This window comes from Cryobacterium sp. TMT1-62, assembly GCF_004403145.1.
Taxonomy (GTDB): domain Bacteria; phylum Actinomycetota; class Actinomycetes; order Actinomycetales; family Microbacteriaceae; genus Cryobacterium; species Cryobacterium sandaracinum.
This window is the reverse complement of record NZ_SOGZ01000041.1, coordinates 63,192-76,846: the sequence shown is the minus strand read 5'-3', so window position 1 is coordinate 76,846 and position 13,655 is coordinate 63,192. Positions and strand designations below refer to the sequence as shown.

Sequence of the window (13,655 nt, the reverse complement as noted above, 5' to 3'; positions counted from 1 at the left end):
CGTACCGAACGAATTCGACGGAGATTTTGCCCGAAACGCCTTGTTTAAAACCCGAGAACCGGCTCCCAGAGCAAAATCTCCGTCGAATTGGTTAGACCACCGCCTGATACGGGGGCTCACCCTTTTAGTTGACGTGCAGCACCACCGGCGGCTCTACCTCGCCGCGCCATGCCTCGATGCCCTCCTTGATCGCGAACCCGGCGATCACGAGGGCGGCGAGCGAGTCCGCCCAGGCCCAGCCGAGGAGCGCGTTGGCCGCCAGCCCGAGCAGCATCGACCCGGACAGCCACGCGCAGAGCAGCAGCTGCCGGGCGTCGGCGATCACGCTGGCACTGCCGAGCTCCGCGCCGGTCCGGCGCTCCACGCCTGCCACCCCGGGCATGATCACGAGGCTGAGGCACGCGATGACGATGCCCAGCGGGCTGGGCGCCGCCTCGACAACCCCGGCGAAGCTCAGGCCGGCGGCCAGGATCACGTACCCGGCGAGGGTGAAGAACGCGATCGCGATGGCGCGGAGGGCCGGTTTCTGCCAGCGCTCAGGATCGCGACGGGAGAACTGCCACGCGATGACCGCGGCGGAGAGCACCTCGATGACGGAGTCCAGGCCGAAGGCGATCAGGGCGGTCGAGGATGCCGCGGCGCCCGCCACGATCGAGGCGACGGCCTCGAGCACGTTGTAGCCGATCGTGAAACCCACGATCCAGCGCACCGTGCGGCGCAGCACCGTGCGACGGGCCTCGGACAGTGTTCCCGGGTCATCCATGGCACCCCTTCCCGCTCCAATTCTGCCACTCACGGCGAGGCCCGGCCGGGCGCTGCAGGCGCTCCGGCAGCCTGGTGACGGCCGGAGTCGGCGGACGACGGGGCATCCGGTAAGTTGGATAAGGCCCAATACTCAGGCACTTCACCAACGACACGGTGCCGCACAGATCGAATCGGAGAAACATGACCGCCGCCAACGTTCCGGAAAAACCGGCCCTTGAAGGCCTCGAAACCAAGTGGGGCGGCTCGTGGGAAGAGACCGGCACCTACCGTTTCGACCGTGACTCGGCCACACGGGAGAGTATCTTCTCCATCGATACCCCGCCGCCGACCGCTTCCGGCTCCCTGCACATCGGCCACGTCTTCTCTTACACCCACACGGATGTCATCGCCCGCTTCCAGCGGATGCGCGGCAAGAGCGTCTTCTACCCGATGGGCTGGGATGACAACGGCCTGCCCACCGAGCGGCGCGTGCAAAACTACTACGGCGTGCGCTGCGATCCGTCGCTGCCCTACGCCACCGAGTTCACCGCCCCGTTCGAGGGCGGAGACGGCAAAAGCACCAAAGCCGCCGACCAGCTGCCGATCAGCCGCCGCAACTTCATCGAGCTGTGCGAGCGCCTCACCATCGAGGACGAGAAGCAGTTCGAGGCCGTTTGGCGCATGCTGGGCCTGAGCGTCGACTGGGCCCAGACCTACCGCACGATCGGCAATGACTCCCTGGTCACCTCCCAGTCCGCCTTCATCGGTAACGTCGAGCGCGGTGAGGCCTACCAGGCCATGGCCCCCACCCTCTGGGACGTCACCTTCCGCACCGCGGTCGCCCAGGCCGAGCTCGAAGACAAGGAGATGCCGGCGTTCTACCACCGGGTCGCCTTCGCCAAGCCCGATGGCGGCGCCATCGAGATCGAGACCACCCGCCCGGAACTGCTGCCGGCCTGTGTGGCGCTCGTGGCGCATCCGGACGACGAGCGCTACCAGGCGCTGTTCGGCACGACCGTGCGCACCCCCCTCTTCGACGTGGAAGTGCCGATCCTGGCCCACCACCTCGCGCAGAAGGACAAGGGCAGTGGCATCGCCATGATCTGCACGTTCGGCGACGTCACCGATGTGATCTGGTGGCGTGAACTCGACCTTCCGAACCGCGCCATCATGGGCTTTGACGGCCGCATCATCGCCGAGGCGCCCGAGGCGATCACAAGCGAGGCCGGACAGGCCGCGTACGCGCAGCTGGCCGGCAAGACCGTCTTCTCCGCCAAGGCAGCCGTGGTCGACTTGCTCCGCATCGGCGGCGACCTGATCGGCGAGCCCCGCGCGATCGTGCACCCGGTCAAGTTCTTCGAGAAGGGCGACAAACCGCTCGAGATCGTGTCGACCCGTCAGTGGTATATCCGCAACGGCGCTCGGGACGAGGAGCTGCGCGCCCGCCTGTTCACGCACGGTACCGACCTGCAGTGGCACCCGGAGTTCATGCGTGTGCGCTACGAGAACTGGGTCAACGGCCTCACCGGCGACTGGCTCGTCTCCCGCCAGCGCTTCTTCGGCGTTCCGCTGCCGATCTGGTACCCGCTGGATGCCGACGCGAACCCGCTCTTCGACCAGCCCATCGTCGCCACCCGCGAGACGCTCCCGGTCGACCCGTCCTCCGACACCGCCCCGGGCTTTGCCGCCGAGCAGCGCGGCCAGGCGAACGGCTTCGTCGGCGAGGTCGACGTGATGGACACCTGGGCGACCTCCTCCCTGACCCCGCAGCTGGCGGGCGGCTGGGAGCGCGACCCCGCACTGTTCGATCTCGTCTACCCGTACTCGCTGCGCCCGCAGGGCCAGGACATCATCCGCACCTGGCTGTTCTCCACCCTGCTGCGCTCCGAGCTGGAACACGGTGTCTCGCCGTGGCAGCACGCAGCCCTGTCCGGCTTCATCGTCGACCCCGACCGTAAGAAGATGTCCAAGTCCAAGGGCAATGTGGTCACCCCGGCAGACATGCTCGAGCAGCACGGTTCGGATGCCGTGCGCTACTGGGCCGCGTCGTCGCGCCTCGGCACCGACGCGGCCTTCGACCCCAAGAACCCGACCCAGATCAAAATCGGCCGTCGCCTGGCGATCAAGATCCTGAACGCGTCAAAGTTCATCCTTGCCTTCGACGGCGCCGCCGACGCCCCCGTGACCGAGCCGCTCGACCAGAGCATGCTCGCTCGGCTCAGCGTCGTCGTCGGCCACGCCACCGCCGCGATCGAGGGCTACGACCACGCCCGTGCGCTGGAACTCACCGAGAGCTTCTTCTGGACGTTCTGCGACGACTACCTCGAACTGGTCAAAGAGCGCGCGTACGGCGAAGCGGGAGCCGGCCAGGCTTCGGCCGTCGCCGCCCTGCGCACCGCCCTGGCCACCCAGCTGCGCCTCTTCGCCCCGTTCGTGCCGTTCGCGACCGAGGAAGCCTGGTCCTGGTCCAACGAGGGGTCCATCCACCGTACCCCTTGGCCCGTTCAGACCGAGCTCGGCGGAGGGCAGGGCGGCAACGTGGCCCTGCTGGACCTGTGCAGCCGGGCGCTGACCGGCATCCGCCGCGCGAAAACGGATGCCAAGGCATCCCAGAAATCCGCCGTTGTTTCTGCTGTAATTAGCGGTACGGCTGCAGAGATTGCCCTGCTCAGGCAGGCTGCAGCCGATCTGAGGGCCGTTGGCCGCATCTCGGAGTTGGTTTTTATTGAGGGCAGCGAATTGGCTGTCACTGACATCGTGCTCGCCACGGTGCTGGAGAACTAGGAGAACCGAATGTCAATCAAGGTACGCGCGCTCGGCGACAAGGACTTCTTCTCATGGCTGGGACTCTTCGAGGGCTACAGCGACTTCTACAAGAGCGAACTGACTGATCAGAAAGCGCTCCAGGTCTGGAGCTGGATCATCGACAAGAACGAGTCTCTCGCCGGTGCGGTGGCTGTCGACGAGGACGGCGAGTTCGTCGGCTTCGCCCATTACCGCGAGGTCCCGAGCACCCTGACCGCCACTCGCGGACTGTTCCTGGACGACCTGTTCGTGTCGCCGGACTCCCGCAGCACGGGCGTCGGCCGGGCCTTGATCGAGTTCGCCAAGGAGTGCGCCGCGGCGGACCGTCTCACGACCGTGCAGTGGCTGACCGCCGCCGACAACGAGACCGCGCAGCGCCTGTACGACGATGTGGCCACCCGCACGGACTGGGTCACCTACGAGATCGAGCTGTAAGTGAAGATGGGAACCCGCTGGCCTCTGGGTCACCCGGCGCCGGCCGGGCTGCCTCATGTGGTGGAAATCGCCATCCGTGCGGTCGAAGAGGACCTCACCGCGCTGGCGGAGGACTCCAGCGCCTGGCGCTGGACACTGACCTGGCTCGAGGGCAACCCCGTGCTCGAGCTCGACGACGGCACGATCATCCGCTATGACCCGGGCGAGGACAGTGCCACGATCACGCAGCCGTCGATCGTGCTCGACGACGAAGACGACTGGATCTAACCTCTGCTGACCGGCATTCCGGTACTCCGCGGGGCCACTCCGCACCCCGTGGTCGTGCGTCAGCGTGAGAGTCGTTCGACGCCTGCTGCCTCCGATGACAGGGACTGCTCCCAGCGGAACAGGGCGGCGACCCCCAGGCCGCCGGCGATGCTGACCGCCGCGAGGGCGGCGTCCCCCGGCGTTGCCGCGGCGCGACACTGCTGCAGCAGCCTCAGTACCAGCAGGGCTCCGCTGGCGCCGAACGGATGCCCGAGGGCCAGCGCTCCGCCCTCGCGGTTGGCGTGCTCCTCCGCAACGCCGAGCAGATCGAGGGATGCGAGCACCTGCGCCGCGAACGCCTCGTTGAACTCGATCCGAGCCAGGTCGGCCCCGGTCAGGCCCTGCCGGAGCAGCACGAGGCGCGCGGCCTCGGCGCCGGCGATGCCGAGGAAGTTCGGGTCCGTGCCGGTGACCGCGGCGTCGACGAAGGATAACCAGCCGGTCAGTCCGAGTTCGCGTGCCCGCCGGCGGCTGGTGACCAGGACCACGACGGCGCCATCGGCATCCGCGCAGGAGTTGCCGGCGGTGACCGTTCCTCCCGGCCGGAAGACCGGCGCGAACCGGGCCAGCAGGGCCTCAGTCAGACCCGGGCGGGGACCCTCGTCGACGAAAACCGGGCCGGCCTCTGTCGGCAGCGGCACGATCTCGGGGGCCGGCACGGCGGCAGCCGTGGCGGCCAGCCGGTGACTGCGGAGGGCGAAGGCATCCTGCCGCTTCCGGGAGATGCCGTGGCGGTCGGCCACGTTCTCGGCGGCGACGCCCATGTCGGGGTCGCCGATCGAATCGGGGGCGAAACGCACGCGATCGAAGAAGTCCGGCTGCCCGGCGCTCGAGGTGAGCCGGTGCGCACGCAGCGGGGCCGTGCTGCAACTCTCGACTCCCCCGGCAAGGTAGAGGTCGCCAGCGCCGGCGGCAACCAACCGGCAGGCCAGCACGATGGCCTCAAGGCCGGAGCCGCACTGCCGGTCGATCGTGAGGCCAGGGACGGAATCCGGCAGACCGGCCGTCAGCGCGGCGAGGCGGGCAACATTGCCGCCGCCGCCCGCCGCGTTGCCGATGATGACGTCGTCGATGGCAGCCGGGGACACCCCGCCGCCGGACACCACGGCGTTCAGCACGGGGGCCAGCAGGTCTTCGGCACGGGTGTGCGCGAACACCCCGTTGCGGCGGCCGAAGGCGGTGCGGCGGGCAAGAACGATCACGGGTTCCCGGGCATCGTCGGTTGGCGGGCCGGCGTGCGAATCGACGGTGTCGGCGCTGGGAGCAGCGGAGCCGTCGGCACCGACCGCGTCCGGCCGGATTGGGTCAGCGGAGCGGGCGCACACGACGGTCACCCTCCTCGATCCAGCGGCGCAGCATCACCCGGCTGAGTTTACCGGCCGAGGTGAGCGGCAGTTCCGCCAGGGCGTAGTAGGCGCGGGGCCGGTGGGGCGCGGCGAGCAGAGCCGCGACGTATGACCGGATGCGCGCGGCATCCGTCTCGGAGCCCGCGATCACGGCGGCCACCACGCGGGTCCCGCGAACGGGGTCCGGCAGACCGGTGACGACGGCCGCCTCCACGCCGGGAAGGCCGCGCAAAGCCGCTTCGACCTGCTGCGGGTAGACGTTGTGCCCGGACGTGACGATGAGGTCGGCGCGGCGGCCGAGGTGGTGCAGCACGGCCGCCGGGTCGAGGAAGCCGATGTCGCCGACCGTGCACCAGTCGACCTCGCGGCGGAACGCCTCGCCGTCGTCGCCCCAGGCGTACCCGCCGCCCACCAGAAGGCTGCGCACGAAGATGGTGCCCGGGGTGCCGGTCGGCAGGGCGCGTCCCGCGTCGTCCTGGATGCGCACCTCCACGCCGGGCAGAGCCCGCCCGACGGCGGTCGCCGAGATCGGCGACACCTCGCCGGGACGCAGCACGGATGCCGTCACGAAGCTCAGTTCGGCCGCCCCGTAGTACTCGAACACGCTGGCGTCCGGCGCCCAGAGGCGCAGCATCGACAGGGTTCCCGGGTCGAGTTTGGCCCCCGCACTCACGATGCCGGTGAGCCCCCTGCCGGTGGGGGGCCTGCCGTCCGTGCCGACGGACAGCGCGTGCGCGGCGATCACACGCAGCACGGTCGGCGCCGCCACGATCCGGGTGATCTGCTCGACAGTGACACAGGCGACAGCGGCGGCGGCGGAGAAGCGGGGCAGAGCGAAGAAGGCGGAGCCGGTGTGCAGCGATTCGGCGAAAGCGTAGAGGCTGAGGCTGGCAGAGAGCGGGCCGGGCGCCAGTGTGCGGTCGTGCCGAGTCAGGCCGAAGAACTCGGTGCCCAGCGCGAACGAGCGCTGCCAGGAGGCTCGGCTGCGCGTGAATGCCTTGGGTACGGAGGTCGTGCCGGAGGTGAACCCGTAGAGGAAGTCCCTGTCGGGTGGACCGTCGCGCAGCTCCGTGCCGAGCAGGGGCGCGCCGGCGGCGACCCGTCCGTCCAACCCGGCGGTCCTCGCCAGGCGGCTCTCGACCACCCTGCGCTGCGCCTCCGGCCAGTCAGGGTTGAGAATCGCAGAGCAGCGGCCTTCGGCGACGCCCGCGGCGAAGGCAACGGCGAACGCGGTGCCGTGGGGCAGGCAGACGCTGGAGATCCGGGGCGTCGCGGGCAGGATCGCCGCCGCCGCATCGCGGAGCTCGGCGAAGCTGATTCGGTCGGCGCCGACCGCGACGGCGGTGGCGTCGGGCTGAACCTGGGCCCAGTGTTGGAGTCGGTCGAGGAACGGCACGGGCTATTTCCTGGCGACGATCTCGCCGTGTGGGATACCGCACCAGCCATCGGGGTCGCCGGCCCACTGCAGCCATGCGGCTTGCATCATCCGAAGGTCGGCGAGGTCGGCCGCGCCCACCTCGATGGCGTGTGCCGCGAAGTCGGACTCGATCACCCGCTCGGCCCAGGATTGCCCCCACCACTCGCGTTCGACATCCGAGGCGAAGCACCAAAGGGATGCCGAACTCGCCACGTCGGTGAACCCGGCCTTGCGCGCCCAGGCTTTGAGAGCGCGCCCGGCGTCGGGGTCGCCGCCGTTCCAGTACTGCACGTCGCGGAAGGCGCTCTCCCACAGCTGCAGGCCCTGAAGCTTCGGGTAGTACATCACTCCCCCCGAATCGACGTCGCGGGCGGCGAGGATTCCGCCCGGTCTCAGCACGCGCCGGAACTCCCGCAGCGCGGCGACGGGGTTGGCGAGGTGCTGGAGCACCTGGTGCGCGTGCACGATGTCGAAGCTCGCGTCGGCGAAGCCGAGCGCGTAGGCGTCACCCACCCGGAACGACACGTTCCGCACCCCCTCATCGAAGGCCAGCCCGGCTGCGCGCAGCACAATCTGCTCCGACGCATCGATGCCGGTGACCTGACCGGGATACAGCCGGCGTGCCAGGTCGACCGTGACCGTGCCCGGACCGCAGCCCACGTCGAGCAGGGTCAGCCCGGCATCCAGGTGTGGGATCAGGTAGGCCGCCGAGTTGGCCACCGTGCGCCAGGTATGCGAGCGCAGCACGCTCTCGTGATGCCCGTGCGTGTACTGCTCCCGGGGCGCGGTCTCGGGGCGTGCCGGCTCGTCGATCATGAACCGATCCTAGGCGTGCGGGGGAATACTCCGACAGACGAAATGTGGATGTGACAGGGTGAAGAAATGAACCCCTTCGCCAGCATCAGCACGCTTCCGTTCGAGCTGCCCCCGTTCGCGCTGATTGCGGAGGAGCACTACCGGCCGGCGTTCCTGGACGGTATGTCTGAGCAGTTGGCCGAGATTGCGGCGATCTGCGCGAGCACGGATGCCCCCACCTTCGACAACACGATGGTTCCGCTCGAGCGCAGCGGACCGTTGCTGACCCGGGTGGCCGAGGTGTTCTTCAACCGGAGTTCGTCGGACTCCAGCGACTTTACCAACGCCCTCGAGGAGGAACTGGCCCCGCTCCTCGCGGCGCACGCGGACGCCATCCGTCTGGACCCTGGCCTGTTCACCCGGATCGCCGCTCTGCAGGAGCAGCGGGACCGGTTGGACCTGGAGCCGGAGGAGCGCTACCTGATCGAGCGGTACTTCACCGAGTTCACGCTCGCGGGCGCGGGCCTCGGCGACGACGACAAGGCCCGGCTGCGTAACTACAATAAGCGGCTCTCCACGGTCACCACCCGGTTCGAGAAGAACCTGCTCGCCGACACCATCGATCTGGCACTCGTGCTCGACGACGTGAGCGAGCTGGATGGCCTCACCCCCGGTCAGATCTCCGCCGCGGCCGAGGCCGCCCACGAGCGCGGCCTGACCGGCCGTTACGTGGTCACTCTGGTGCTGGCTACCTCGCACCCCTACTTGGCACAGCTGACGAACCGGGGTGTGCGGGAACGGCTGCTGGCCGCCTCACGGTCCCGGGGCATCCGTGGCGGGCAGTTCGACAACCGCGCCCTCGTGCTGGAGATCTCGCGGCTGCGTGCCGAGCGAGCCCGGCTGCTCGGATTCGACAGCCACGCGGCCGGCGTGACCGCGGACCAGACGGCGAAGACCCCGGAGGCGGTCGCCGACATGCTCGGGCGCCTCGCGCCGGCGGCAGCCCGGAATGCGCGCGTCGAGCAGGCCGACCTGCAGGAGCAGATCGATGCGGACGGCGGGGACTTCGAGCTCGCCGCCTGGGACTGGGCCTTCTACACGGAGAGGGTGCGGCGAGCCCGCTACGACGTGGACACCGCGGCCATGCGCCCCTACTTCGAGTTCGAACGGGTGCTGCAGGACGGCGTGTTCTACGCGGCCAATCGGCTCTACGGCGTCACCTTCACCGAGCGACCCGACCTCGTCGCCTGGCACCCCGGCGCGCGCGTGTTCGAGGTCGCCGAGGCCGACGGCTCGCCCGTGGGCCTGTACATCATCGACGTCTACACCCGCGACTCCAAGCGGGGCGGCGCCTGGATGAACGCCCTGGGCTCCCAGTCGACGCTTATAGGTACCCCCACGATCGTCTGCAACAACCTGAACGTTCCCCGGCCGGCGACGGGCGAGCCCACCCTGCTCAGTTTCGACGAGGTCGTCACCCTGTTCCACGAGTTCGGGCACGCCCTGCACGGCCTGTTCGCGCGGGTCACCTACCCGAAATTCGCCGGCACCAATGTGTACCGCGACTTTGTGGAGTTCCCCAGCCAGGTCAACGAGATGTGGATGCTGTGGCCCGACGTGCTCGCGAACTATGCTCGTCACCACGAGACTGGGGAGCCCATGCCCCAGGACCTCGTCGACCGCATCCACGCCTCGTCCACCTTCAACGAGGGCTTCTCCACCAGCGAGTACCTTGCGGCGGCCCTGCTCGACCAGGCCTGGCACCGCATCGAAGCCGACGACAGGGTGACGGATGTCGCCGCGTTCGAGGCATCCGCCCTCGCCGCCGTGGGGCTCGACAATCCTGCCGTGCCGACCCGCTATTCCAGCACCTACTTCGCGCACACCTTCGCCGGCGGCTACGACGCCGGCTACTACTCCTACATCTGGAGCGAGGTGCTGGACGCCGACACCGGCGAGTGGTTCGCAGAGAACGGCGGGCTCACCCGGGCCAACGGAGACCGTTTCCGGTCGCGGCTGCTGAGCGTGGGCGGCAGCACAGACCCGCTCGCCGCCTACCGCCATTTCCGCGGTCGTGACGCCGACATTCAGCCGCTGCTCGACCGTCGCGGCCTGAACTAGCACCGTCCGGCCCTGCCCGGCCCTGCCCGGCCCTGCCCGGCCCTGCCCGGCGCCCTAACGCCCCGCCCCTGAACCAATTCGACGGAGATTTTACGGAAACCGGCCGCTTTCGGCCCGTGTGGGCCCGATTTCGGCAAAATCTCCGTCGAATTCGTTAGGGGGCAGCGACGGCAGTTGGGTGAGAGCGCCCGGAGGGCATCCAGCCGAGCCAGAACATGACCACGCCGCCGATGACCAGCCCCCGAACGCGGAGCAGATGCCCAACACCGAAACGACCGACGCGGTAACTAGGACGAAGCAGGCCGCCCCGGAGGCAGCCGTGGCGATCCACCGCTTCGGGCCGTCAGGATGCGCGTCGGGGCCGGCCATCGGCGCGGTCGTGATTGCCGTCAGGGTGATGCCGTGCGCGCCGACGACCGATCCGACCTCGCCAGACCGGAGCCGACCAGATCGCGCAGGGCGGAGGCTGGTAGCCGAACGTCGATGATCGCGGCCACGACCATGGTCGCCGGCACCATCCACGCGCGCGCCGGCTTGCCCGCGGCGAGCCAGACCAGAACAACCGGCACCGCGAGCAGCGGCTGCTGCACGGCTGCCGTCACCGGGGCCGGGCAGATCGGGAACAGGATGCCGGCAAGCATCGCACTGGCGATCGGCTTCGGGATACAGCACGCCGTCGATGCCGACCAGCAGGCAGGGCGCCAACAGCACGGATGCCGACTGCGAATCGGTCGCGCCCACGGCCTGCAGCCCGGCGATGACGAGCACGAATGAACCCGCGAATCCGGTGACAGCCGCAACGACGCCGACGAAGGCGGGCTGGTACACGACGGCCCCCGGGTTCAGTTCGGTCTGGTGCCGAAGCGCGGTGAGGCCGGACGCTGAACCTAGGCGGACTTGTCGACGCGGCGGGCCTTGTGCAGCACGATCGTGGGCTCGGCGTTATCGAGCACGGCGGCCCGGGTGACCACGACGCGCGCCACCTCGGAGCTCGACGGCACCTCGAACATGATCGGTCCGAGCACTTCTTCCATGATCGCTCGCAGGCCGCGCGCACCGGTCTTGCGCAGGACCGCGAGGTCGGCGATGGCCTCCAGCGCCGGCTGTTCGAATTCGAGCTCGACGCCGTCGAGCTGGAACATGCGCTGGTACTGCCGCACGAGGGCGTTCTTCGGGACGGTCAAAATCTGCATCAGGGCCACCTGGTCGAGCTGGGTGACGGTGGTGACCACGGGCAGACGGCCGATGAACTCGGGGATCAGGCCGAATTTGTGCAGGTCTTCGGGGAGCACCTCACTGAACAGGTTGACGTCGTCACCCTTGCTGTGAAGCGGAGCGCCGAACCCGATGCCCTTCTTGCCGGCCCGGGTCGAAATGATGTCATCCAGGCCCGCGAACGCACCGGCCACGATGAACAGCACATTCGTGGTGTCGATCTGAATGAATTCCTGGTGCGGATGCTTGCGCCCACCCTGCGGCGGAACCGAGGCCACAGTGCCCTCGAGAATCTTCAACAGGGCCTGCTGCACACCCTCGCCGGACACGTCGCGGGTGATCGAGGGATTCTCGGCCTTGCGCGCGATCTTGTCGATCTCGTCGATGTAGATGATGCCGGTCTCGGCGCGCTTGACGTCGTAGTCGGCGGCCTGGATCAACTTGAGGAGGATGTTCTCCACGTCTTCACCGACATAGCCGGCCTCGGTGAGGGCCGTCGCATCCGCCACGGCGAAGGGAACGTTGAGGCGTTTTGCCAGTGTCTGGGCGAGGTAGGTCTTGCCGCAGCCGGTAGGGCCGATCAACAGAATATTGGACTTGGCGATTTCCACGTCGTCGTGGATGGCGTCGGCGGCGGTGAGGGTGGCGCGGGAGCGTACGCGCTTGTAATGGTTGTAGACGGCAACGGCGAGGGCGCGCTTTGCGGCTTCCTGCCCGATGACGTATTCCTCGAGGAAGCCGAAGATCTCCTTCGGCTTGGGCAATTCGAATTCGCCGGCACCGTCTTCAGCGGTGGCTTCGGCCAAACGCTCCTCGATGATCTCGTTGCACAACTCGACGCACTCGTCGCAGATGTAGACACCGGGGCCCGCAATGAGCTGCTGCACCTGCTTCTGGCTCTTTCCGCAGAAAGAGCATTTCAACAGGTCAGCGCTTTCGCCTATTCGGGCCATCCGTCAGCCTCCTCCATTGACAACTGCATCGAGCCTAGCCTGTGCCTGTGCGGCACGGGTGCAGGCTGACCGCATCTGTCGAATAACGTTCAGGCACCGTTCTGCCCGAACTCTCCGATATGCGAAACGCGACGGATGCCCGGCTCCGTCGAGCCGGACATCCGTCGCGTTCACGGTTTCGCTCTTCTACTTGACGAGCGTGGGCACGTTTTTGCGGCTGGTCAGGATCTGGTCGATCAGGCCGTACTCGAGGGCCTCGGCCGAGCCGAGGATCTTGTCGCGGTCGATATCCTTGTGAACCTGCTCCGCGCTGCGGTTGGAGTGGTGAGCGATGGTGAATTCGAGCCACTCCCGCATCCGCTGAATCTCAGCTGCCTGGATCTCGATGTCGGAGGCCTGACCTCCGCCCTGTCCGCCGGCCGAGGGCTGGTGGATGAGGATGCGGGCGTTGGGAAGGGCGAGGCGCTTCCCGGGTGTGCCGCCGGCAAGCAGCACGGCCGCAGCGGATGCCGCCTGGCCGAGGCAGACCGTCTGGATGTGCGGACGAATGTACTGCATCGTGTCGTAGATCGCCGTCATCGCGGTGAAGGAGCCACCCGGTGAGTTGATGTACATCACGATGTCCCGGTCCGGGTCCTGGCTCTCGAGCACCAGGAGCTGGGCCATGACGTCATCGGCGGACGCGTCGTCCACCTGCACGCCGAGAAAGATGATGCGGTCCTCGAAGAGCTTCGCGTAGGGGTCCTGGCGCTTATAGCCGTAGGCCGTGCGCTCTTCAAACGTGGGAAGGATGTATCGGGCCTCGGGAGCCTGCGAAGCGCGGCCCCCGGCCTGGTGACCAAAATTCGTGAATTCCATGTCGTCTCGCCCGTCCTACTTCTTGTTCACTGAGTCGTCGGTGCCGCCGCCGCCGACCACTTCCGACGCGGAGCCGCGCAGGTGGTCGACAAAACCATAGGCCACGGCCTCGTGAGCGGTGAACCAGTTGTCGCGGTCGTTGTCAATGAGGATCTGCTCGACCGACTTGCCGGTCTGCTCTGCCGTGAGTTCGGCCATCCGCTTCTTCATATCCAGGATGACCTTCGCCTGCGTCTGGATGTCGGCGGCCGTGCCACCGAATCCGCCGGACGGCTGGTGCAACAGGACCCGGGCGTTGGGTGTGATGTAGCGCTTGCCCTTGGTTCCAGAGGACAACAGGAACTGCCCCATCGACGCAGCGAGTCCGATGCCGACGGTGACGATGTCGTTCGGAACGAACCTCATCGTGTCGTAAATGGCCATGCCCGCCGTGATTGAGCCGCCGGGCGAGTTGATGTACAGGAAGATATCCCGCTCCGAGTCCTCTGCGGCCAGCAGCAGGATTTTGGCACAAATCTCGTTGGCGTTCTCATCCCGGACCTCTGAACCCAGCCAGATGATGCGGTCTTTCAGCAGTCGGTCAAAAACGCCCGGTGTAGGTGTCATATCGGCCATGTCGCGCTCCGTTTCACTTGTCGCTTCAGATTGAATCTATAGGAG

Annotated in this window: 12 protein-coding genes; 4 read left to right on the top strand and 8 right to left on the bottom strand. The window is 67.9% G+C overall.

The window, feature by feature from the left end; translation table 11 throughout:
- Positions 1-124: 124 nt before the first annotated feature.
- Positions 125-763: a cation transporter gene (locus E3T34_RS12160; protein WP_104103381.1), complete on the bottom strand. Its 639-nt coding sequence runs from the start codon at positions 761-763 to the stop codon at positions 125-127.
- A 182-nt stretch (positions 764-945) separates the two neighbouring features.
- Between E3T34_RS12160 and valS the strand changes: the two genes are divergently transcribed.
- From valS to E3T34_RS12145, 3 genes are read left to right on the top strand one after another with little or no spacing between them, the layout of a single operon-like run.
- Complete coding sequence (gene valS / locus E3T34_RS12155) at positions 946-3,528, top strand: valine--tRNA ligase (protein WP_134343134.1); 2,583 nt, start codon at positions 946-948, stop codon at positions 3,526-3,528.
- Between the two features lie 9 nt (positions 3,529-3,537).
- Positions 3,538-3,984 carry a GNAT family N-acetyltransferase gene (locus E3T34_RS12150; RefSeq protein ID WP_134343133.1) on the top strand — a complete coding sequence of 149 codons (447 nt, stop codon included), beginning with the start codon at positions 3,538-3,540 and terminating at the stop codon, positions 3,982-3,984.
- Between the two features lie 6 nt (positions 3,985-3,990).
- Positions 3,991-4,251 carry a hypothetical protein gene (locus E3T34_RS12145; protein ID WP_233191554.1) on the top strand — a complete coding sequence of 87 codons (261 nt, stop codon included), beginning with the start codon at positions 3,991-3,993 and terminating at the stop codon, positions 4,249-4,251.
- 59 nt (positions 4,252-4,310) lie between these two features.
- Here E3T34_RS12145 and E3T34_RS12140 read toward each other — a convergent pair whose 3' ends face one another.
- Genes E3T34_RS12140 through E3T34_RS12130 form a run of 3 tightly spaced genes read right to left on the bottom strand, consistent with a single transcriptional unit; the run spans position 4,311 to position 7,869 of the window.
- Positions 4,311-5,624 carry a thiolase family protein gene (locus E3T34_RS12140; protein ID WP_370327575.1) on the bottom strand — a complete coding sequence of 438 codons (1,314 nt, stop codon included), beginning with the start codon at positions 5,622-5,624 and terminating at the stop codon, positions 4,311-4,313.
- The gene (locus tag E3T34_RS12135) at positions 5,596-7,032 is read right to left on the bottom strand and encodes a class I adenylate-forming enzyme family protein (RefSeq protein WP_134343132.1); all 1,437 of its coding nucleotides are present in this window, start codon (positions 7,030-7,032) and stop codon (positions 5,596-5,598) included. The genes E3T34_RS12140 and E3T34_RS12135 overlap by 29 nt, the downstream gene beginning before the upstream one ends.
- Before the next feature lie 3 nt (positions 7,033-7,035).
- The gene (locus tag E3T34_RS12130) at positions 7,036-7,869 is read right to left on the bottom strand and encodes a methyltransferase domain-containing protein (protein ID WP_134343131.1); all 834 of its coding nucleotides are present in this window, start codon (positions 7,867-7,869) and stop codon (positions 7,036-7,038) included.
- 66 nt (positions 7,870-7,935) lie between these two features.
- On the opposite strand from E3T34_RS12130, the gene E3T34_RS12125 reads away from it, so the two are divergent.
- Positions 7,936-9,969 (top strand): M3 family metallopeptidase, encoded by a 2,034-nt coding sequence (locus E3T34_RS12125; RefSeq protein WP_134343130.1) that lies wholly within the window; start codon positions 7,936-7,938, stop codon positions 9,967-9,969.
- Positions 9,970-10,358: 389 nt separating this feature from the next.
- On the opposite strand, the gene E3T34_RS16770 is transcribed toward E3T34_RS12125, so the two are convergent.
- From E3T34_RS16770 to E3T34_RS12095, 4 genes are all read right to left on the bottom strand, one after another.
- A complete protein-coding gene (locus E3T34_RS16770; protein ID WP_255570937.1) occupies positions 10,359-10,769 on the bottom strand; it encodes a benzoate/H(+) symporter BenE family transporter in 411 nt (136 codons plus the stop codon).
- Positions 10,770-10,856: 87 nt separating this feature from the next.
- Positions 10,857-12,137, bottom strand: coding sequence for an ATP-dependent Clp protease ATP-binding subunit ClpX (clpX, locus tag E3T34_RS12105; protein ID WP_104103359.1), 1,281 nt, complete (start codon positions 12,135-12,137; stop codon positions 10,857-10,859).
- 186 nt (positions 12,138-12,323) lie between these two features.
- Positions 12,324-12,995, bottom strand: a complete 672-nt coding sequence (locus tag E3T34_RS12100) for an ATP-dependent Clp protease proteolytic subunit (protein ID WP_104103356.1) — start codon at positions 12,993-12,995, stop codon at positions 12,324-12,326.
- Positions 12,996-13,010: 15 nt separating this feature from the next.
- Complete coding sequence (locus tag E3T34_RS12095; protein ID WP_104103353.1) at positions 13,011-13,610, bottom strand: ATP-dependent Clp protease proteolytic subunit; 600 nt, start codon at positions 13,608-13,610, stop codon at positions 13,011-13,013.
- Positions 13,611-13,655: the final 45 nt, after the last annotated feature.

Coding starts and splice junctions, on each gene's coding strand:
- E3T34_RS12130 (WP_134343131.1), bottom strand. CDS start 7,869: ATGATCGACGAGCCGGCACGCCCCGAGACCGCGCCCCGGGAGCAGTAC.
- E3T34_RS12125 (WP_134343130.1), top strand. CDS start 7,936: ATGAACCCCTTCGCCAGCATCAGCACGCTTCCGTTCGAGCTGCCCCCG.
- E3T34_RS12095 (WP_104103353.1), bottom strand. CDS start 13,610: ATGGCCGATATGACACCTACACCGGGCGTTTTTGACCGACTGCTGAAA.
- E3T34_RS12160 (WP_104103381.1), bottom strand. CDS start 763: ATGGATGACCCGGGAACACTGTCCGAGGCCCGTCGCACGGTGCTGCGC.
- E3T34_RS12100 (WP_104103356.1), bottom strand. CDS start 12,995: ATGGAATTCACGAATTTTGGTCACCAGGCCGGGGGCCGCGCTTCGCAG.
- clpX (WP_104103359.1), bottom strand. CDS start 12,137: ATGGCCCGAATAGGCGAAAGCGCTGACCTGTTGAAATGCTCTTTCTGC.
- E3T34_RS12145 (WP_233191554.1), top strand. CDS start 3,991: ATGGGAACCCGCTGGCCTCTGGGTCACCCGGCGCCGGCCGGGCTGCCT.
- E3T34_RS12150 (WP_134343133.1), top strand. CDS start 3,538: ATGTCAATCAAGGTACGCGCGCTCGGCGACAAGGACTTCTTCTCATGG.
- valS (WP_134343134.1), top strand. CDS start 946: ATGACCGCCGCCAACGTTCCGGAAAAACCGGCCCTTGAAGGCCTCGAA.